This is a genomic window from Limnochorda sp. LNt (assembly GCF_035593265.1).
Classification (GTDB): Bacteria; Bacillota; Limnochordia; order Limnochordales; family Geochordaceae; genus Geochorda; species Geochorda subterranea.
The window spans coordinates 1,052,118-1,071,745 of sequence record NZ_CP141614.1 but is presented as its reverse complement, the minus strand read 5'-3'; the positions used below and the strand labels follow the sequence as shown (position 1 = coordinate 1,071,745).

At 72.1% G+C, this 19,628-nt stretch carries 19 protein-coding genes; 6 read left to right on the top strand and 13 right to left on the bottom strand.

Going from position 1 to position 19,628, the window contains the following annotated elements:
• Positions 1-104: 104 nt before the first annotated feature.
• The 7 genes from VLY81_RS05010 to VLY81_RS04980 form a co-directional block, all read right to left on the bottom strand.
• Complete coding sequence (locus VLY81_RS05010) at positions 105-1,913, bottom strand: hypothetical protein (RefSeq protein ID WP_324669935.1); 1,809 nt, start codon at positions 1,911-1,913, stop codon at positions 105-107.
• Positions 1,910-2,674 carry an ABC transporter ATP-binding protein gene (locus VLY81_RS05005; RefSeq protein ID WP_324669934.1) on the bottom strand — a complete coding sequence of 255 codons (765 nt, stop codon included), beginning with the start codon at positions 2,672-2,674 and terminating at the stop codon, positions 1,910-1,912. The genes VLY81_RS05010 and VLY81_RS05005 overlap by 4 nt, the downstream gene beginning before the upstream one ends.
• 93 nt (positions 2,675-2,767) lie before the next feature.
• Positions 2,768-4,708: a plastocyanin/azurin family copper-binding protein gene (locus VLY81_RS05000; protein ID WP_324669933.1), complete on the bottom strand. Its 1,941-nt coding sequence runs from the start codon at positions 4,706-4,708 to the stop codon at positions 2,768-2,770.
• A gap of 23 nt (positions 4,709-4,731) precedes the next feature.
• Positions 4,732-6,696: a glycoside hydrolase family 125 protein gene (locus VLY81_RS04995; RefSeq protein WP_324669932.1), complete on the bottom strand. Its 1,965-nt coding sequence runs from the start codon at positions 6,694-6,696 to the stop codon at positions 4,732-4,734.
• Positions 6,697-6,725: 29 nt separating this feature from the next.
• On the bottom strand, positions 6,726-7,538 hold the full coding sequence (locus VLY81_RS04990; protein WP_324669931.1) for a DUF3307 domain-containing protein: 813 nt from the start codon (positions 7,536-7,538) through the stop codon (positions 6,726-6,728).
• 46 nt (positions 7,539-7,584) lie between these two features.
• Positions 7,585-8,301 carry a SatD family protein gene (locus VLY81_RS04985; protein WP_324669930.1) on the bottom strand — a complete coding sequence of 239 codons (717 nt, stop codon included), beginning with the start codon at positions 8,299-8,301 and terminating at the stop codon, positions 7,585-7,587.
• Entirely contained in the window at positions 8,295-8,765 is a 471-nt protein-coding gene (locus VLY81_RS04980) for a hypothetical protein (protein WP_324669929.1), read from the bottom strand. Before VLY81_RS04980 ends, VLY81_RS04985 begins: the two co-directional genes overlap by 7 nt.
• 147 nt (positions 8,766-8,912) lie before the next feature.
• Here VLY81_RS04980 and VLY81_RS04975 point away from each other — a divergent pair, with 147 nt between their 5' ends.
• The 5 genes from VLY81_RS04975 to VLY81_RS04955 all read left to right on the top strand — a co-directional run bounded on the left by VLY81_RS04975 (position 8,913) and on the right by VLY81_RS04955 (position 13,638).
• Positions 8,913-9,203 carry a hypothetical protein gene (locus tag VLY81_RS04975; RefSeq protein WP_324669927.1) on the top strand — a complete coding sequence of 97 codons (291 nt, stop codon included), beginning with the start codon at positions 8,913-8,915 and terminating at the stop codon, positions 9,201-9,203.
• Positions 9,204-9,260: 57 nt separating this feature from the next.
• Positions 9,261-10,298 carry an NADH:flavin oxidoreductase/NADH oxidase gene (locus VLY81_RS04970; RefSeq protein ID WP_324669926.1) on the top strand — a complete coding sequence of 346 codons (1,038 nt, stop codon included), beginning with the start codon at positions 9,261-9,263 and terminating at the stop codon, positions 10,296-10,298.
• Between the two features lie 105 nt (positions 10,299-10,403).
• Positions 10,404-12,110 (top strand): spore germination protein, encoded by a 1,707-nt coding sequence (locus tag VLY81_RS04965; protein WP_324669925.1) that lies wholly within the window; start codon positions 10,404-10,406, stop codon positions 12,108-12,110.
• A complete protein-coding gene (locus VLY81_RS04960; RefSeq protein ID WP_324669923.1) occupies positions 12,107-13,408 on the top strand; it encodes a Ger(x)C family spore germination protein in 1,302 nt (433 codons plus the stop codon). The genes VLY81_RS04965 and VLY81_RS04960 overlap by 4 nt, the downstream gene beginning before the upstream one ends.
• Positions 13,405-13,638 (top strand): hypothetical protein, encoded by a 234-nt coding sequence (locus VLY81_RS04955; protein WP_324669922.1) that lies wholly within the window; start codon positions 13,405-13,407, stop codon positions 13,636-13,638. The genes VLY81_RS04960 and VLY81_RS04955 overlap by 4 nt, the downstream gene beginning before the upstream one ends.
• On the opposite strand, the gene VLY81_RS04950 is transcribed toward VLY81_RS04955, so the two are convergent.
• From VLY81_RS04950 to VLY81_RS04925, 6 genes are read right to left on the bottom strand one after another with little or no spacing between them, the layout of a single operon-like run.
• On the bottom strand, positions 13,635-14,747 hold the full coding sequence (locus VLY81_RS04950; RefSeq protein ID WP_324669921.1) for a GerAB/ArcD/ProY family transporter: 1,113 nt from the start codon (positions 14,745-14,747) through the stop codon (positions 13,635-13,637). The two genes, VLY81_RS04955 and VLY81_RS04950, sit on opposite strands and share 4 nt — an antisense overlap.
• On the bottom strand, positions 14,748-15,074 hold the full coding sequence (locus VLY81_RS04945; RefSeq protein ID WP_324669920.1) for a hypothetical protein: 327 nt from the start codon (positions 15,072-15,074) through the stop codon (positions 14,748-14,750).
• Positions 15,075-15,079: 5 nt separating this feature from the next.
• On the bottom strand, positions 15,080-15,457 hold the full coding sequence (locus VLY81_RS04940) for a hypothetical protein (protein ID WP_324669919.1): 378 nt from the start codon (positions 15,455-15,457) through the stop codon (positions 15,080-15,082).
• 42 nt (positions 15,458-15,499) lie between these two features.
• Positions 15,500-16,132: a phosphatase PAP2 family protein gene (locus VLY81_RS04935; RefSeq protein ID WP_324669918.1), complete on the bottom strand. Its 633-nt coding sequence runs from the start codon at positions 16,130-16,132 to the stop codon at positions 15,500-15,502.
• The gene (locus tag VLY81_RS04930) at positions 16,129-17,397 is read right to left on the bottom strand and encodes an ABC transporter permease (protein WP_324669917.1); all 1,269 of its coding nucleotides are present in this window, start codon (positions 17,395-17,397) and stop codon (positions 16,129-16,131) included. The genes VLY81_RS04935 and VLY81_RS04930 overlap by 4 nt, the downstream gene beginning before the upstream one ends.
• A complete protein-coding gene (locus VLY81_RS04925) occupies positions 17,394-18,344 on the bottom strand; it encodes an ABC transporter ATP-binding protein (RefSeq protein WP_324669916.1) in 951 nt (316 codons plus the stop codon). The genes VLY81_RS04930 and VLY81_RS04925 overlap by 4 nt, the downstream gene beginning before the upstream one ends.
• Before the next feature lie 195 nt (positions 18,345-18,539).
• Here VLY81_RS04925 and pstS point away from each other — a divergent pair, with 195 nt between their 5' ends.
• Complete coding sequence (pstS, locus tag VLY81_RS04920; protein ID WP_405001334.1) at positions 18,540-19,622, top strand: phosphate ABC transporter substrate-binding protein PstS; 1,083 nt, start codon at positions 18,540-18,542, stop codon at positions 19,620-19,622.
• Positions 19,623-19,628 lie beyond the last annotated feature (6 nt).

Sequence of the window (19,628 nt, the reverse complement as noted above, 5' to 3'; positions counted from 1 at the left end):
CCGGTCATCCGTCGTACGAGACGCGACCTGCCTCTCCGGGCCGGGGTCATGCCCGGCCGCCAGAGAGGCAGGTCTCTTCGTCTCAACGTCTCAAGCCCCTGGCGTCAGCTCGCCCATTCCCCTGCCCCGCCGAAGGTCACGGGAGCCTGACGCAACGCGAGCTGGGTCAAGACGACGCCCAGGACGCCCAGCACGCCGACGCCCGCCGCCATCGCGCCCAGCCACCCGACCCCCAGGCGAAGGGCCGCCCATCCGGCCGCTGCCGCCGCTCCCAGACAGAGCAACGCCAGCAGCACGCTCCACAGCCCGTTGACGTTGCCTTTCATGGCCTGCTGGGGGCTGTCCCAGCGGGTGACCGGCCGCACCAGGTCGACCCACAGCGAGCCCGCCAGCACGGGCCAGCACCCGATGAGCCCTCCTCCCAGCCCGGCCAGGACGGCACCGCTCGGCGGCCGAAGGGCCCACCAGGCTGCGAGCGCGATCAGCACCACCGACGTCGCAGCGAACAGCCCGGCCACCGCGAGTCGGGCCGCCACCTGCCGGGCCGGGGCGACAGGTAGGGACGCGACCAGCGCCAGCCCACGCCCCTCTCGCGAGACCGAGGTCGAGGCGATCTGGCCTGCGCCCCCCATGAAGATCGACACGCCGGCGATGCCGACGGCGATCCACGGCGCGGGCAGCCCGGTCAGCAGCGCACCCAGCTCGGGGGGCTGCAACACCAGCAGCATCACCACCACCAGGGGCGGCACCACCGTGTTGGCCACGGCCGTCATCATGAAGGGCGGCGTCCGCCACAACAGGCGCCACTCCCTTAGGGCCAGAGCGACCACCGGCGACGCGGCGCGGCCGAGCTTCCGCGCGAGCAAGGCCCGGGCGGCCCCCGCGTCGGCTGCACGCGGTCGCTGAGCCGTCTCCTCGAGACCCCCCTGCACGGCCTGCAGGTACCCCCGCTGCGCTACTGCGACGCCGGCCAGCAGCACGCCCAACGAGGTGATCGTGTAGAGCGCCAGGCGGCCCAGGCGCCAGGCGATGGGGCCGCTGCCCATCGCCTCGGCGGCCCAGCGCGCCGGCGGGTAGTAGCGCGCCCACCGCATGATCAGCGCGTTGGGCTGCGCCATCAGCCGCATCATCTCAGCGGGGTCCTCGACCCTGGGCAGCCATCGCAGGTTGAAGTACTGGACTCCGAGCGCCACGGCCAGGCCCAGCAGGCCGCCGATCACGTAGAGGAGATCCCGGTGGCGGCTGACCGCCGCCCGCCGCCCCACAGCCACGGCAAGCACCGCGGCCAGGCCCAGGGGCGCCGCGGGCAAGGCGAGCCCTGTCCAGAGCCCCATCAGCCAGTAGGCGGGGTCGGCGTGCAGTCGCACCGGCGCCTCCCATAGGGCATCGGGTCGTTGCAGTTCAGACGGGCCGGGGATCGCCGAGGCGCCGGCCACCAGCACCGGAAGCCACACCACCATCAGGAGGCTCAGCACGTCGACGTAGAGGGCGGCAAATCGCGCCCCCATCATCTGGCCCGGGCCAAGGGGCAGCGGCATCAGGCGCGGCACGTCGCGCGAGAAGAAGAGGCTCGACATCACCATCAGGGTCGCCACGACGACCAGCAGCAAGCTGCCCCCCAGGGTCGCCATCACCAGCAGCCCCAGCGGCTGGCCGGCCAGAGCCATGGCGAAGTGGATCGCCCGCAGGAAGAAGAAGCTGGCCACCGCCCAGCTCGCCACCGCGGCGACGAGGACCGCTGCCAGCGCCAGCCGACCGCCCCGGCTGCGGATGCCCCCCGTCGAGGCATCCACGAGCCGCCCCCATTGCAGATGGCCGGCCAGGGTGACCGCCAGCGTCGCCAGGGCCGGGGAACGGTGGCGCCGCAGGCGGCGCTCGAGCGCCTGACGGGGATCCGTCACCCTCCGTCTCATCGGCGGCCGTCGCTCCCCTCCGGGACCGTGAGGCTTGCCCGGGTCACCTCGAGGAAGATGGCCTCCAGGGTCTCGTGCCCGCGGGCATGCAGGGCTCGCATCTCGTCCAGCGTCCCGCTGGCCACCAGGCGGCCCTTGTGGATGATGCCCACCCGGTCGCACAGGCGCTCGGCGACGTCGAGGATGTGGGTGGAGAAGAAGACGGTGCCGCCCCGGCGGGTGTGCTCTCGCAGGAGCTCCTTGACCACGTAGGAAGAGCGAGGATCCAGGCCCACCAGCGGCTCGTCGAGCACCAACAGGTGCGGGCGCACCATGAGCGCGCCGACCAGCGCCAGCTTCTGCCGCATCCCGTGGGAGTAGCTGGAGATGAGCGAGTCGATGGCGTCGACCAGCTCCAGGGCCTCCACCAGTGGCCATGCCCGGTCCATGCGCTCCTCGGGCGGGATCTGGTAGACGTCGGCCAGGAAGGCCAGGTACTCGCTGCCCCGCAGCCGCGGCCACAGCTCGGGGGTGTCGGGCACGTATCCGATGAGGCGCCGCACCTCGGGCGTAGAGGGCACCGCCGGCCGGCCGTCGATGGTCACCTGGCCGGCATCGGGGCGCAGGATGCCCACCACCACCTTGATGGTGGTCGTCTTGCCGGCGCCGTTGGGCCCCAGGAAGCCAAAGATCTCACCCGCTCCGACCTCGAGGTCGAGACCGTCGACCGCGGGGACCGGGCTGCGTCCGTATCGCTTGACCAGACCGCGTATGGCTAGCACGTCTTCACCCGCTCCTCCCGGCCGCCGGAATTCGGCGCCGCTGTTGCGGGCGCCTTCCGCGGGGGCTCGTACCCAGCCCCACCGTCGTGGCTCTCAGGCGGCAGCCGACCGCGCCCGGCGGCGGGCCAGTCTCGCGAGGGCGTAGGCCACGGCCCCGGCGTACGGCACGGCGACGGCGAGCAGCCCCCACGCCACTGCGCCGGGCCATGCCATCGACCGACGGCGCCTGATGAGGTCGGCGACGACCAGCCCGACCATGCCGAGGTCGATCACGGCCGGCAGCCAGAAGAGGACCACGCCCGCGACCTCCCGGAGAAGAGGCCGTGCAGCCGGCGGCAGCCGGTCGAAGCCCCCGCTGACCGCCTCGGCCGGCACCGGCTCCAGCGGGGCCGGATACGGAGGCACCGTCACCTCGCTCTCGGGCGTGGGCCACGGCGGTGCCGGCGGAGCCAGGGGATCCGGCATGCCGGGCTGGGGCGGTGGCACGGGCTGGCTTCGCCAGTCTCCCGCCTCGAAGTCGCCCCGCCTGGCCTCGAGGAATCGGCGCAGCGGCACCAGCGTCGGGAGCAGGTCGCCGCCTCCCACCCGCAGGAGGAGGCTGCCGCATCCGTACAGCCACTCGATGCCGCCCGGGCGGCTGCTCTCGTAGCGATTGCCCGCAAAGCACGTCCCGGCCCCGGCCGGGAAGCCCAGGGCCAGATCGGCCCTCCCCGACGCCCACACGACGTTGCCCTGCACCCGGTGGCCCGACGCCACCCAAAACTGCTCATCCAGATTGGGCACGATCAGGATGCCAAACTCCGGGTGATCCCACACCCAGTTGCCCTCGATGACGTTGCGGATGCCGCCGGCCACCACGATGCCGTTGCCGAAGGAGGGGTATTGCAGGGCCTTGGCGGGGGCCTGGCGGTTGTGGTTGCTGTAGACCCGGTTGCGGACGATGCGCACGCCGTCCTGCGGCGCCAGCTTCTCCGAGTCCAGGGTGTTGGGGACGATGCCCGCCATGTTGTAGCGCCAGACCGAGTCGCGGATGGTCAGATCGCCCCCGGCGTTGGTGCCGGAGTACCCAAGGGCGTTGTGCTCGGCCACCACGTCGGTGATGAGCGCGTGGCACGGCTTGCACTGGCCGATGTAGAAGCCCGAGTCGGGATGGCCCGAAGCGTAGCTGTGGTCGAACTGTCCGTAGATCGAGTCGAAGGCGTAGAGGCCGTAGTCTCCGTTGTTGTACGCGGTGAGATAGCTGCCCCGGTAGCCCAGCACCCCGTTCCAGTAGAAGCCGTTGAGGGTGTAGTGGCGGGCCGTCATGTTCTCGATGACGACGCCGTCGGCTCCCAGGACCGCGATGCCGTTGGCCCGCTTGAACTCGCCGTCGAGGATCACCCCGTTGCGGTCGAGCCCCCGGATGGTGACGAAGGGGGTCGTCACCCGGACATCCTCGTGATAGACGCCCGGCGCCACCAGGACCAGGTCGCCGGGGCGGGCGTCATCCACCGCGGCCTGGATGGTGGGGTACGCCACGGGTACCCGCAGGACCCGGTACGGGCCCTCAGGACGTCTCGGCGGTGGGGGGATGACCCGCTCCTCCGACGACCGGCCCGGTGACGCCGGGACCGTCCCTTCGCCCGCCGGCACGGCGTCACCCGCTTCGGCCGCATCCACTACGACGACCCCGGCCATCCCGACCCCGCCGGCCGCGCCGTGGTAGGCGCAGTAGTAGGCATACCGGCCGGGGCGGTCCAATCGCAGCCGAAAGGCCTCGCCTGGAGCCACGAGCCCCGAGTCGAAGGAGCCGTCGTCGGCCATGACGTTGTGCGGATTGCGGCCCTCGTTGACCCACACCACGGTCGCGCCCGCCGGCACCCGCGCCACCGGCGCCTCGAAGAAGTCGTCACCCATCACGACCTCGACCACCGTCTCCCGGGCCAGCGTGCCGGGCCCTACCGCCGCCAGCAAGGCCATGGCAGCCACCGCCGCGGCCATCGCCACCCCGATCCCCGAGCGCGCCCTCCTGCGTGCCTCCGTGCAGCCCCCCATGCTCCGGCCCCCCTCGCGGAGTCCTAGACCGATGTTCGGCAGGGAGCCTCCGACTTCCTCAGCGTCTGGCGCATGACCCAGGCCACGTACCCCGCTGCGGTGGCAAAGGCGGCGCCCGACCGCGCCCGTCCGCTGACGGGGTCCACCGTCTCCGAGACCAATCCGCCGTCCATGGGGGCCCGGGTCAGCAGGTGGGCGGCCCTTCGCCGCATCGCCTCGAGGGAGGCGTCGGTCGCGCCGGCCATGGCCTCCAGCGCGAGCAGTGTGTTGGCCGCCGCCATGGGCCACGGGTGTGGCGAATGGGTGCACCCGGCTTCGCCGAACTCGCCCTCGTACAGGTACGGATTGTGGGGCGAGTGCACCCATCGAATCGTATTGACCACTGCGGGGTGCGTGGGCGGCAGCAGACCCAGCACCCCCAGCAGCTGGAGGCTCCCGGGCGGATCGTCGTAGAGCATGTGGCGGCCGTGGCCGTCCACCGCCCAGGCGACCATGGGGCCCAGGGGCCCCTCGACGATGCCCTGCTGCAGGATGGCCTCCCGTAACGAGCCGGCCGCGTGCCAGGCCCGCCGGGCCACTGCCTCCAGCCCGCTTTGGCGGGCCAGTCGCGCCACGGACATCAAGCCTCGCCAGGCCAGTGCGTTGTCGTAGATGAGGTAGGGGTACGGCGGCGGATCGTCGGATGGGTCGAGAAACGTACGGTACAGAGGCCCCGGGCCCGCCAGCCACTGGAGCTCGTCGACGAATGCGAGAAGCGCCCGCCGCACGTCGGGCTCCTCCAGGAGGCTCTCGTCGCCCGTCGCGTCGACATACCGCTCCAGCGCGACGGGATAAGCGGCCAGCTCGTCCAGCTCGAAGCCGGGGTAGAGCACCGAGCCGTCGATGTACTGGGCATGCATCCCAGGATGCCGCCACCCCCGGCCGAAGGCGAAACGCAGCACCTCCCGGGCCGTGGCGGGCTCCGCCGTCAGCAGAGCCGGCAGGCTCCACAGCAGCGAGTCTCGCGCCCAGTAAGCCCCGCTCACGTAGTAGCGCGGGCTGCGGGAGGTGACGGCGACCCACTCCTCCGTGTCGAGGGTGCGCCCGGCAGCGAAGAAGTAGCAGAAGAAGCGGTTGCGGTCGATGCGATCGGCGAGCGCTGCATCCGGCAGGGAGGTTCGCCGAGCGTGCAGCCACGCCCGCGTCTGCTCCAACAGCGCCTGCCATCCACGCCGGCGCAGGTCCACGCCGGTGGTACGGGCACCATCCTGCTCGGGCGCCACCGTCACGTAGACCACCAGCTCGTCGCGCTCTCCGGCGGCCAGAGTGCGTCGCCGCCCCACCCGCCATCGCACGCCCTGCCCTCGCGCCGGATCGTCGTCGCCCCATTCGACGATGTCCGGACTGCCGTCCCAGCTGACCGCCCACCCCAGCACCGGCCACGCCGAGAGGGCCTCCATGGCCAGGCTGCCGGTCCACGGGTCCTGGCGGCCGCACAGATGGACATTGAGAGGGCGGGAGCGAAACAGCGAGTAGACCATGTGCTCCCAACATCCCTCCACGCCAAAGCTCAGGTCGACCGGTCCCGTGCGGCCGTTGGCGGCCTCGAGCCGGATGAGGACGCCCCGGTGTCCCGGCGGGGCCCAGACGGTGGCCTCGAGCCGGACGCCATCGTGCTCCCACGCCAGGACGGGCACCCAGGCCTCGATCCAGCGCACCTCGGACCTGGCGGGGGGGCCGACACGCTGTCCGTCGATCTCCCAGAAGAGGCTAAGGAGGTCCGGAGGATCCGCTCCCGGCGCCCAGGGGTTCGGGGCGGCTGCCAGCCCCAGGGAGCCCCGGGCCTGCATGGAGAGCACCTCGATGGTGCGGATACCCCCGTCCCTGGGATCGATGGCCGGCAGCGCCACCCACTCGTTGCCGGTGACCAGGGGCGAGCGGCTCTCCTGGAGCTCCGGCGCCGGCGTCATCAACGGACGGGCGCCCTGTGGGATCGCCGTGCTCGGCATGGACGGACCATCCCTCCACGCCCGCATCCCTACGGCCCCCGCCTCAACACCAGGAAGCCCGCCACCGCCACCACGACGCTGGCAAGGGTACCGACCAGGTAGTACTCCGCGAAGGCCCGGTCCTCCAGTTCCTTGAAGCGGGCGATGGACTTGGCCGCCAGCACGAAGCCGACGGCCGCGGTGGCCTCGAACAGCAGGAACGTCAGGATCAGCGCGCGCTCCAACATCCCGACGAGCATACCGGTGCCGGGAGCCTCGCTGACGCCTCCCTCAGGGGCGGCCGCCCGCGACGCCGGGCGCAGCTGCCATGCCTGGAGCACGAGCCTCACCAGCGGCGCGCCCCCCAGCACCACCGCCAGGTAGACGGCGAGCAGACGCCACCCTTCGGGCGCGCCCAGGTAATTGACCGGGGAGCTCCCGGCCAGGACGCCCAGCAGCACCCCTGCGGGCGGCCACGGGCGCAGGGCCGCCGGCGGGAGCAGCCGCACGGCGGCGCTGATGACCCACACGTGCAGGGCCTGGTCCAGGAGGAACGCGCCGACCCCCGGTCGGCGCGCGGTTCCCAACGCCGCGTCGATGGCGACGTGGGCCGCCGCCACCGCTGTCCAGGCCGCGACCAGCGCCGGCGACGCCGCCGGAAGCCCCAGCAGCACCATCAGCCCCAGGTGCACCGCCCCGTGGGCCGGCAAATCGCGCTGGTCCTCGTCCCGGCCACCGCCGGGCATGCCCTCCTTGCGGACGGCGAAGTCGGCCAGCAGGTGAGCTGCCACGGCGAGCCAGAAGAGGCTCGATCGCACGGTCTCAGGGTCCAGGACGCCCAGGCGAACCGCCAGCGGGGTCAAGGGGTGCGCCTCCTCGCCTGCCACTCACCGTCACAAGGGTGAAGCCTCACGGATCACCCTCCGTCGGGTGAACCTCGCCGTCCGACAAGGCCTGCTCCAGGGTCTCTCCCAGGAAGCGCTCTGCCCCCCGCACGGTCGGCCACCGGGCCGCCGCACACCGCTTCTGCACGTTTTGCGGGGCGACGCCGAGCTCGCCGGCAGCGGCCGCGTACGTCCCGAGCCGCTCGTAGGCGGCGACCGCCTCCCACTGCTCTGCCGTCCAGCGCTCCAGGATGGCGTCGAGGAGCGTCAGCACGACGTTGACCCAGGCCGTATGGCGACCGTCAGGCCCCGCGAAGCGGGTGGCCTCTACGGCCCCGCCCCGGCGTCCCTGGGCAGCCTCGGCCGCGGCCAGGGCCTGCCGGGCCAGGTGGAAGGCCTCGCCGTCCATCTCCCAGGAACGGGCCGCCGAGAAGGGGGTGTCGATGGCCCCCCACCCTATGCCCACCCGCAAGCGCACCCCTGGTGCCAGGGGAGCCCGCCGCAGCTCGGCCCGCAGCCGCCGGACCGCCGCGAACGCCCCCGGGCCGGGCCGCACGACGCCCTGCACCTCGTCACCGGCCGACAGCGAGAAGGGGACCGCCAGATCGTGCGCCCAGCGCTGGTTGAAGCGCGCCAGCGCCTCCTCCAGCGCATCCCGCAGGCGCTCCCGAGGCTCCAGGCGACGGGATCCGACGACGTCGCCCGTCACCACCACCCACCGGGCGACCAAGGGCTTCACCACGCCAGCCCCACGGCCATCCCGGTGGCCCAGCTCGGCGACCGCCACGACCCGACGGCGACCCGCAGCTCGGTGCCCAGCTGGGCCATCAAGGGCCTCCGGAACCACTGCTGCCCCAGCCATACACCGACCCAGGGCCCCGCCCGTCCCTCGCCGCCGTCGGGGATGGCGAGCTCGTAGCCCAGCCGCAGGGAGACGCGTGCCAGGGCATCGGGGCCGAGTGCCCACGAAGAGCCGGCCCAGGCGCCCGTCGGGCGCTGCAAGCCCGGGGCGAGGTCGAGGCCCAACAGCCACGACCGCTCCTGTGACCCCGCCGCCACCAGCATCACCCCCGCCGGGGAGGCCCGATCCGTCCGCAGGCCCATGAGCCAGCCGCCTCGGGGCGCCTCCTCGGCTCGCCCGGGAGCCGTCGCCCATCCTGCCACCGTCATCCCCACCAGCAAGCCGACGACCGCCACTCGTTGCATCGTCCGACCCAAGGCCGACCCCCCAATCCCCGCACTGCCTTTCCAGTTTCGGATCCCGCGCTCCCGGCTCCTGGCACAGGACCGCAGGGGAGGAGCAAACTAGGGGTGCGGGGGTGCCCCGCCATCCGGACCCGGAGGTCGACACCCATGCCGCGATATCTGTGCGACGACTGCAAGTACGACTACGGCGACGCCTGCCGGCGCCCCGAGCGGCCCAACGCCCTGTCGTGCCCCGACTACGTACCCCGGGACGCGCTGTGGAGACGGCCGCCCGATACGTCGTCCATCAAGGAATTCCTCGACAGCCTGCCCGTGGCGACGACCGGCGACCACCCCGAGATCAAGGAGGCGGCCCGGCGCCGGGTCTACAAGCTGATCCTGGCCGCGGGGGCCGCCATCGGACTCGCGGGTGCGGCCCTGGTCTCGCTGTTGCGCTGACCGCGTTGCCCCGCCCCCCTGCCCACGAGTACGCTTGGACAGCAGGGAGGGTTGGCCGTGTCGTTGCTCTTCACCCCCATCCAGCTCCGCAGCGTACGCCTGCGCAACCGCGTCGTCATGTCCCCCATGTGCCAGTACTCGGCCGGGGACGACGGATGCGCGACCGACTGGCACCTGGTGCATTACGGTGCCCGCGCCACGGGGGGCGTCGGCCTCGTCATCCTGGAGGCGACCGCCGTCGAGCCCCGGGGGCGCATCAGCCGCCAGGACCTGGGGCTGTACGATCCCGCTCAGTTGCCCATGCTGCGGCGCATCGTGCAGTTCATCCACCAGGAGGGTGCGGCGGCCGGCATCCAGCTGGCCCATGCCGGAGCCAAGGCCTTCTCAGCGGACCGGGGACGGGGCCCCCAGCGCCCGGTGGCGCCGTGCGCGCACCCCTTCGCCGAGGGGTGGGTGACGCCCGAGGCCCTCGACACGGCGGGGATGGCGCGGGTGCGGGAGGCCTTCGTCCGCGCCGCGAGTTGGGCCGCCGAGCTGGGCTTCGACGTGGTCGAGGTGCACGCGGCCCACGGCTATCTGCTGCACGAGTTCCTCTCGCCCCTGACCAACCGGCGCGCCGACGCCTACGGAGGCGACCTCGAGGGGCGCATGCGCTTCCCCCTGGAGGTGGTCGCCGCGGTCCGGGAGGCGTGGCCCGAGGATCGTCCCCTCTTCGTCCGCCTCTCCACCACCGACTGGGTGCCGGGTGGCTTCGACGTCGACCAGGCCGTGCAGGTGGCCAGGGCCCTGGCCTCCCTCGGGGTCGACCTCGTCGACTGCTCGTCGGGCGGCATGCCGCAGGCCCAGGTGCCGACCTTCCCCGGCTACCAGGTCGACAACGCTCGCCGCATCCGGCACGAGACCGGGCTCCCGACGACGGCCCTGGGGCTCATCACCGAGCCCGAGCACGCCGAGTCGTTGCTGCGGCGGGGCGACGCGGACCTGGTGGCGTTGGGGCGTGAGCTGCTGCGCAATCCTTACTGGCCCCTACGGGCGGCCGCCGTCCTGGGCGACGAGCCGCCCTGGCCCCGGCAGTACCTGCGGGCTCGGCGCTGAGCCAGGCTTCCAGCGACCGCCGCAGCCGGCTCGGCTTCCCACGGGCGACGCTATGGCGAGCGGACACGCTTATAGGCGACGAGTCCCTCGTCGGAGGCGCATGGCATGTCACAGCCCGACGCTGCTCGCGTGGCGTCGCTCTCGCAGGAGGCGGCCCGCGCCCTGGCCCGTTACGAGGAGCGGCTGGGGCGCCTGGGCTCCATCAAGGACCGCGCGCAGCGGCTGCAGATCCTCCTGACGGCCACCCAGACCCTGGAGGACCTGCCCCTGTGCGACGTCCTCGCGCTCAACAGGCGCACCCTGGAGCACCTCTTCGAGGCGTGCGCCGATTGCGTCATGCGATCCTTGCGGATCGCCGGGGGCCGTGAGGCGGCGCTGGTCTACCTGGACGGGCTGGTCGACGCCAAGCGTCTGGATGACATGGCCCTCAAGGCGCTGCTCTACGACGCCTTCCCCCTGGCGGGGCCCGAGCCCGACCCGACCCCGCTCCCGCAGACTCTGGAGCAGCGGGTGGTGGCCGTCTCCCAGGTGAGGAGGGCCGCGACCGTACGTGAGGTCGCCGACGCGGTCCTGCACGGCAGCGCCGCCCTGCTGGTCGACGGCGAGCCGACGGCGCTGCTGTTCGACGTGCGAGCCTTCGAGCACCGCAGCGTCGACGAGCCCCGGATCGAGTCGGTGATTCGGGGCCCCCGCGAGGGCCTGGTCGAGAGCCTGCGCACCAACACCGCCCTCATCCGGCGGAGGCTGCGCACCCCGCAGCTCAAGCTGGACCCGGTGCAGGTCGGCCACCTGTCGCGCACGGAGATCGTGGTCGCCTACATCCGCGGCGTCGCACCGGATGTGCTGATCCAGGAGGTCAAGCGCCGTCTCTCCCGCATCCGCATCGATGCCATCATCGACAGCGCCTACGTCGAGGAGCTCATCGAGGACGCCCCCTACTCTCCCTTCCCCCAGGTGCTGGCCACCGAGCGGCCCGACATCGTCGCGGCCAATCTGCTGGAGGGGCGGGTGGCCGTCCTGGTCGATGGCTCCTCCTTCGCGTTGGTGGTGCCCGTCACGCTGTGGAGCCTGATGCAGGCCAGCGAGGACTACTACGAACGATACTTCATCGGCACGGCCCTGCGTCTGCTGCGGTACATCTTCGCGCTCATCGCCCTGACGCTCCCGGCCTTCTACATCGCCGTCACGACCTTCCACCAGGAGATGATCCCCTCGGCCTTGCTGTTGACGCTGGCCGCCACCCGGGAGGGGATCCCCTTCCCGTCCATCGTGGAGATCCTCATCATGGAGATCTCTTTCGAGGCCCTGCGGGAGGCCGGCGTGCGGCTGCCCAAGACCATCGGCGCGGCCGTCACCATCGTGGGCGCCCTCATCATCGGCCAGTCCGCCGTGCAGGCCGGCATCGTCAGCGCGCCCGTCATCATCGTCGTGGCGCTGACGGGCATCGCCTCCTTTACCTTCCCGCGGTTCAACCTCGGGATCACCATCCGCCTGCTGCGCTTTCCGTTGATGTTCCTGGCGGCGGTGCTGGGGCTGTACGGGCTCATCCTGGGCATCCTGACCATCACCGTTCACCTGGCGGGGTTACGCAGCCTGGGCATCCCGTACCTGTCGCCGGTGGCGCCCCTGTCGGCGGGTGAGCTGGCCGACGTGGCCATCCGGCCTCCCATCTGGGCCCGGGGCTTGCGGCCTCGCCTGACCGGGTATCCCAATCCGCGGCGCCAGTCCCCTCGCGTCAAGCCCGGGCCCGAGCCCTGGGAGGAGGGCGAGCCTTCGCCGAGCGGGTCGCCTGCAGAAGGGACGTCGCCTTGACGGGCGCGCTCGCCGGTCGTGGCGCCGGGTCGCCCCGGCGGTGGCTCCTGGGCGGGCTGGTCGCCTGCCTGGCGGCTATTTCCACGGGGTGCTGGGACCGCATCGAGGTCAACGACCTGGCCATCGTCAACGGCGTCGCCCTCGATCGGGCGGGCCCCCAGTCGGTGCGGATGACGGTCTCGGTGGCCGTGCCGTCGAGGGTGCGCACGCCGGGCGCGCTGGGGGGCGGCGGGACGGCCCTGCCGTCCGATGCGACCGTCGCGGCCGAGGGGCGCACCGTGGTGGACGCCGTGGTGGCTCTCCAGGCCAAGACGGGACGGCGTCTCTTCTGGGGCCACATCCAGGTCATCCTGGTGGGCGACGCGCTCGCCCGCCAGGGGCTGGGCCCGGTGCTCGACTTCTTCTCCCGCCATCGCCAGCCCCGCCTGCGCACCCTCATCGCCGTGGTGCCGGGTGAGGCGGCCGAGGTCCTGGCCACCCTGGCCACCATCGAACCCTCCACGGCGACCGCCATCCGCGAGCTGGCCATGATCCACCCCGCGGCGGTCATGACCCTCAAGGACTTCCTGGCCGACCGCCTCGAGCAGGGGCGCGAGCCCGTGGTACCGGTCATCCGGGTCGGATCCCGAGGAGCGACCCAGCCCGGCACGTTGCAGCTCTCGCCCGAGCAGGAGCCCCCGCCCCCTGCCCTCCAGCGCAACCCTCTGCGCTCCGAGCTGGCCGGGGTGGCGGTCTTTCGAGGAGATCGGCTGACAGGCTACCTCGGCCCGTCGGAGAGCCTGGGCCTGCTGTGGGTGCGCGGCCTGCCCCTCGCCTTCGCCGTCACGGTGCCGCTGGGAGAGGCTGGCCGCTACGCCAGCCTGGCCATCATCCGAGTGGGGGCGGACATGCGGCCCCGCTTCGAGGGCGACCGCATCGTGATGGAGGTGCGGCTGTTCGGCGAGCACGAGCTCATCGAGGACGCGGCCGGCATCGACACCGACTCCCCTCGCGTCATCACGCTCATCGAGCAGGAGCTGGCCGAGGCCATCGGTCGCGGCGTCCGAAACGCGGCCATCAAGCTGCAGCAGGAACTTCGAAGCGATGCCTTCGGCTTCGGGGCAGCCGTCCGCCGGGCCGACCCCGCCCGATGGCGGGAGCTCTCGGACCGGTGGGAGGAGGTCTTCCGCGACGTCGCCCTGGAGCTCCAGGTGCAGACCTTCATCCGGCGAGTGGGGCTCTCCTCTCGGTCCATGGCCATGCCCCGTCCCCAGCTGCTGACCGAGGACGAGCTCGAGCGGCGGGTGATCGGCCGGTGATGGCCGCCATCGGCTTCTTCCTCGTGGTCGCGGGGCTGTCGTGGTACGAGGTCGTGCGCATCCTCCGCTACGGCGGCACACGGCGGGAGGTGGTGGCCTACCTCGTCGCCACCGCGCTGACCACGGCGCTGGGTATCGCGATGATCCTGGGCATGCGGCCCCCCAACCCGGCTGCGTGGATCGAGGCCGTCTTTCGCCCCCTCAACGAGGCGGTGCTGGGCCTGCGCTAGCGTGCCGGCCGGTGCCGGCGGGTGCCCATCGCCCGCCGGACCGCCGCCACCACGAGCACGGCCATGGGGATGACCAACTCGAAGACCAGCATGTAGGGCGTCCCGGCGAACCGGACGAACGCGGTCAGGTCGCTGATGTTGCGGAAGAAGAGCAGCGAGCCCTCGCCGATGAGCAGGCCCATCGGCCAGACCATGGGCCGGTAGTCGCCCAGCCCCAGCACCTCGGACAGCGAGGTGACGGCCGCATAGTACCAGACGCTGAGCTTGGCGAAGGTGGCCATCACCCAGAACGCGACCGTGAGGGCCTCCATTCGCTCCAGGAACTCGGCGACGCTGATGAAGCGGGCCGCCTCGACGGGCAGGAAGCGCATGCGCCCCGCCAGCTCCGCTCCCATCACCCCGACGAACCAGAGGGAAGAGACCAGCGTCAGACCTCCCACCACGCAGACGGCCCACGTCACCACCCCGAAGACCTCCTGCGGGCGGTTGAGGCGGGGCCCGGCCGTGGCCAGCGCCGCCACCGCCGTCGCGAAGAAGCCGGCGGAGACGTACGCGCCCCTCAACATCGGCACCGCTCCCTCCTCGAGGACGGGCAGGAGGTTGCTGGCGCGGATGTCGCGCAGGGAGAAGATGACCAGGACGAGGAGAAAACCGATGACGAAGGGCGCCAGGAAGAGGTTGGACCGCGCCATCACCTCCATGCCGCTGCGCACGTTGAGCGCCGCCACCAGGAGCAGGCTGCCCAGCACCACGGGGATGGGCGTACGCGGCAGGATGACGTTGATGATGACCTCCCCCGCCTCCCGCAGCGTCAGAGCCGCCACCGAGACGAACCAGGCAGCGTAGGCGACGCCCACGGCCAGTCCCACCGGACGCCCCACCACCCGGCAGACGATGGAGACCAGCGTCTGACCGGGGTAGCGCCGCTGCAGCGAGGCAGCCAGGTAGCCCAGGACGAGAGCGAACAGGGTGAGCGGTACGGCAGCCAGCCATGCATCCCGGCCTGCGATCTCCACGGCCATGCGCGGCATGAAGAGGATGGCCCAGGGCAGGGCCGTGGCCAGCAACAGCAGCGCGGCCTCCATCGACGAGACGCGCCCGGGGTCCATCTAGCCGATCCGCTCGACCAGGGACTCGAGCTCCGAGATGATGCGCTGCAGACGGCTCATCGTCTGACGCATCTCGTCGGCCAGGGCTCGGTGGGCCCGCGCCAGGCTCTCGACCATCTGCAGCAGGTAGCCCACGTCCTGGCCGCCGGACTCCCCGGCCTTCCGAGGGGGCGCGGCCTCCTCGTGGCCACCGGGTGGCCTCCGGCTGGCCGACAGGGCCATCACCGACTCCGTCCACCACTGGGCCAGCTCCTGGCGCAACACGTCCTGCAGCTCGCTGGCCACCACGGAGCGGAGCTCCTCTTTCTCCTGCTTGCCGAGCGGCATCCTCCCTATCGCCCCCGACCCGACGGCTCCGTGCGTCGTAGGGTGCTGCGGATCTTCTCGGCCAGGGTCTGGGCCCGGACCACCAGGTCGTCCAGATCCCGCAGAGCCGTCTCGAGGGCCCCTCCGACGCCGACCTGGGTGTCGGCCAGCATGTGGGCGGCTCGATTCACCTCGGGAGGCGGCGAGCGGCGCTCGGAAGGAGCGGTCGGCCCCGACGACGCCGCGGCCCGCTCATCGGTCAGGCCCGATGGGGGCAGGCCGGCCGAGACGACAGGGCGCGCGGCCAGCGGGGTCGGTCGCAGGGCGCCGCCCCCCATCTGCCGGCGAATCTCCTCGACCACCATGCGGCGGATCAGCGCGCGGTCTTCAGGTCCCAGGCCCACGGCTCGCTCCCTCGAGCAAGTGGTGCCCGGGTCGGGGCCTCGCTATGCGCCGTCGCCCGATGCGATGGCGTCGGCCCACCAGTCGCCGAGGGCGTCGCCCGCCAGCACGTCGGTGGGCCAGTGGAGGCCCAGGTAGACGCGGCTGAGCCCGATCAGCACCGCGGCGGCCTCGAGCGCCGGGGCCGCCCCGGGATGGGAGCGACCGAGCGCCCCCATGACGGCGCCGGCCAGGGCGGCGTGACCGCTCGGCATCGACTGGCGGCTGTCGTCGGGGGGCGACGGGCCCGCCCACTCGCCGGCGCCGGCTCCGGTCGACGGGCGCAAGCGGCCCAGGACCGCCTTGACGGCGACGGTCGTCATGCCGGCCCCCGCCAGAGCCTGGGCTCCCGCCAGGGCGGTGTCGGGGTCCACCAGTGCGACGCCGGCCAGCAGTGCACCCAGCCCGTAAGGGGACCCCACCGCCGAGGCGGCCTCCATCAGCGGTCGCACCGGATCCGGGTCGCCGTCGGAGCTTTGCCCCCACGACGGCGGACGGTGCTGGTCGAGGTGGGCGTCGGCCATCGCTGCGGCGGCGGCCGAGACGGCATCCTCCACGGTGGCCGCAGGCCCCTCCCCCATCGGGCTCAAGGCCAGCATGGCCCCCACGTACAGGGCGACCGCCACCAGGCCGCTCACCGGGCAGCCCCCCTCCCCTCCCGCAGGGCCGCCGACCACGAGGTGCGTCGCATGCGCAGCAGCGACGTCCGGTAGACCCGCTCGGCCAGCCGCAGCGTCAGGTAGGCGGTCAGCGTCGATACGCCCACGCTGAGCGCGACATCCACCAGGGGCGGCTGTGCCAGCGCGATGCGCACGAACATCACCAGAGGCCCCACGAAGGGCAGCACCGAGCTGACGACCGCCAGGCGGGATGCCGGGTCCGGCAAGGAGAAGACGGCCAGCATGTAGCCGGCCACGATCAGCACCATGGGGGGCCAGATGGTCTGCGAGGACTCCTCCGGGCGGCTGGCCAGGGAGGCCGACGCCGCGAAGAGGGCCCCGAAGCTGGTGAAGCCCAGCACGAAGAAGAGCCCCAGGTAACCCACGAGCCGCAGGGGGATCCCCTGGAGCTCGACGGGCGCTCCCAGCATCTGGCTCAGCTGCGCCCCCAGCGCCCCCCGTTGCAAGACGAAGGCGATGGAGCCCACCGCGGCCCAGATCGCGTACTGCACCAGCGACGCCGCCGCGATCCCCAGCAGCTTGCCCCGCAGGAGCTCGCCCGGCCGCGCCGCCACCAGCAGCATCTCCACGACACGGCTGCCCTTCTCGGCCGTCACGCCGTTGACCACGACGGACCCGTAGAGGGTGAGGGTCATGTACAGCATCAGCATCAACATCAGCGCCATGATCTCCCCCACCGGGGGCCCGTCCACGCTCGCCGCAGCGCCCGCGGTCACGTCGGCGGCTCCGCCCGACTCGACCCGCACCCGGGCGGGCGCCTGGAGGGAGACAGCCACCTCGGGCTCGATGCCCAGGCGTCGGGAGCGGTCCGCCACCGCCACGGGGGTGGCCACCTGCTGCAGGCCGCGCACCACCGCGTCGTCGACGCGCTCACCTGTCACCACCCATTCCAGCTCGCCGTCCGCCGCTCGGCGGATGTGGAGCGTCAGGTCCCTCGCCCCCTCGGCCATGGGCGACGAACCCGCCGGGCGCCACTCCACCGGTGGCCTCAGGGCCGGTGGCAGCACCGCCTCCACGGCCCGCATCTGCTCCAGGACACCCCCGGCCTCGTCGACCACCGCCACGGTCGAGGGCGACTCCTGCTGCGCCCGTGTCAGCAACAGGGGCAAGAGCGACAGCGCCAGCAGGGCCAGGGCCCCCACCAGCGTGGCGAAGCGATACGCCCGGGAGGAGACCAGCGCTCGCCACTCGCGTCGGGCGATCACCCACACCGCTCGGCTCATGCCACCGCGTCCTCCTCCAGGGCGCTTGCCCCGACCGTCTCGACGTACACGTCCTCCAGCGAGGGGTAGGTCAGCTCCCAGAGCCGCACGAGCCCCACCGAGGTCGCCGAGGCGAGCAGATCGCGGGCCTCCTCAGTCGTCTCCACCTGCCCGTCGGTCCAGCTGATCTGCCAGACCCCGTTGGCCCCCTGCGACACCTGCCACCCGCGCCGCACGAGCGAGTCGAGCAAGGCCCGGGCGCCTTCGTCCTCCTGCTCCCACGCGAGCCGCAGCACCCGCCGCCCGGTGGCGCGGCGCACCTGGTCGACGCGTCCCTGGATGACGACCCGACCCCCGCTGATGAGGCAGACGCCGTCGCATAGCTCCTCCACATGCTCCATGCGATGGCTGGAGAAGAGAATGGTGGTGCCATCGGCTCGCAGTCGCCCCACGGCCCGCTTGAAGAGCCTCACGTTGACAGGGTCGAGTCCGCCGAAGGGCTCGTCCAGGATCAAGACCGGAGGGCGGTGGATGCAGGCGGCCGCGAACTGCACCTTTTGCGCGTTGCCCTTGGAGAGGTCCTCCACCTTGCGATCCAGGATGTCGTGCATGCGGAGCAGCTCCGCGAATCGCTCCACGGCCTCGTCGATGGATCGGCGTAGCATGCCGTGGAGCTCTCCGAAGAAACGAAGCTCCTCGCGCACCCGCATCTTGGGGTACAGGCCCCGCTCCTCGGGAAGGTAGCCGAAGGTGGAAAGCGGCAGCCGCTCCACGGGCTGCCCGTCCCAGGCGATGCGTCCGGCGTCCGGCTCGACGATCCGCAGGATGGCGCGCATCGTGGTGGTCTTGCCGGCCCCGTTGGGGCCGATGAGGCCGAAGACCGTGCCCCGAGGGATCTCGAGGCTCAGGCCCCGCAACGCCTCCACCGTGCCGAAGCGCTTGACCAGGCCCTCGAGCACCAGGCTCACGAAGTCGCTGACTCCCCTCTCTGGCTGCACGATACAGCCTTAACGGGATCGAAACAAGGCCGTATAACCCGGGAAACACCGCTCCGCCACGATAGGGCCGGAATCACGGCCTTCTCAGGAGGCGGTGAGGTGAGCAGGAGAGTCGGCACGGCCCGCCCACGGCCGCCGCACCTGGCGACGACCCTGGTGGTGGCCATGGCCCTGCTGCTCGGTGGGGCGTTCGACGGCCCCCACCGCATGGTAGCGGCGAGGGCGGCCGAGGCCCTGACCGGGGCGGGGGCGACGCTTCCGTACCCTCTCTACTCCCGCTACTTCGACGTCTATCACCGGCTCACGGGCGTACGGGTCAACTACCAGTCCATCGGCTCGGGCGGAGGCCAGCGACAGCTCCGGGAGCGCACCGTCAACTTCGGCGCCTCTGACGCCTTCCTCGCCGACGACCAGATGGCTCAGTACCCGGGCCCGGTCCTGCACATCCCCACCGCTTTGGGGGCGGTGGTGGTCAGCTATCACCTCCCCGGCGTCGAAGGACCTCTGCGCTTTACCGGCGACCTGCTCGCTGACATCTACCTGGGCGAAGTGGCCCGATGGAACGATCCGCGTATCCAGCGGCTCAACCCGGGCGTCGCCCTGCCGCCCCTGCCGGTGGTGGTGGTGCATCGCGCCGACGGGTCGGGCACCACCTTCGTCTGGACGGACTACCTGGCCAAGGTGTCGCCCCGCTGGCGTCAGCGGGTAGGCGTCGGCACCAGCGTCGCGTGGCCCACCGGCCTCGGGGGCAAGGGCAACGAGGGGGTGGCCGGCCTCGTCCGGCAGATCCCGGGGGCCATCGGCTACGTCGAGATGGTCTACGCCCTGAGCGAGCGCATGTCGTTCGGCATGGTACAAAACCGGGCCGGGCGATGGATGCTGCCCACGCTGGAGAGCGTATCGGCCGCCGCGGTCGTCCCGATGCCGCCGGACACCCGGGTCTCGCTGACCGACACCGAGGCCCCCGACGGCTACCCCATCGCAGGATTGACCTGGCTGCTGGTGTACCAGGATCTCAGTCTGAGCACGCCATCGGTGGGGCAGGCCCGGGCGCTGGCCGAGCTGCTGTGGTGGATCGTGCACGAGGGGCAACGCTACAACGAGTCGCTCCACTATGCCCGTTTGCCGGAGGCCGTGGTGAGGCGGGCGGAGGCGTTGCTGATGGGCCTCCACTTCCGCGGCGAGCCGCTGCTGGCGGGTGCCGGCACGCGCCAGCCGAGGCTGTCCGCAGGCGAGGGGGCGAGATGATATCTC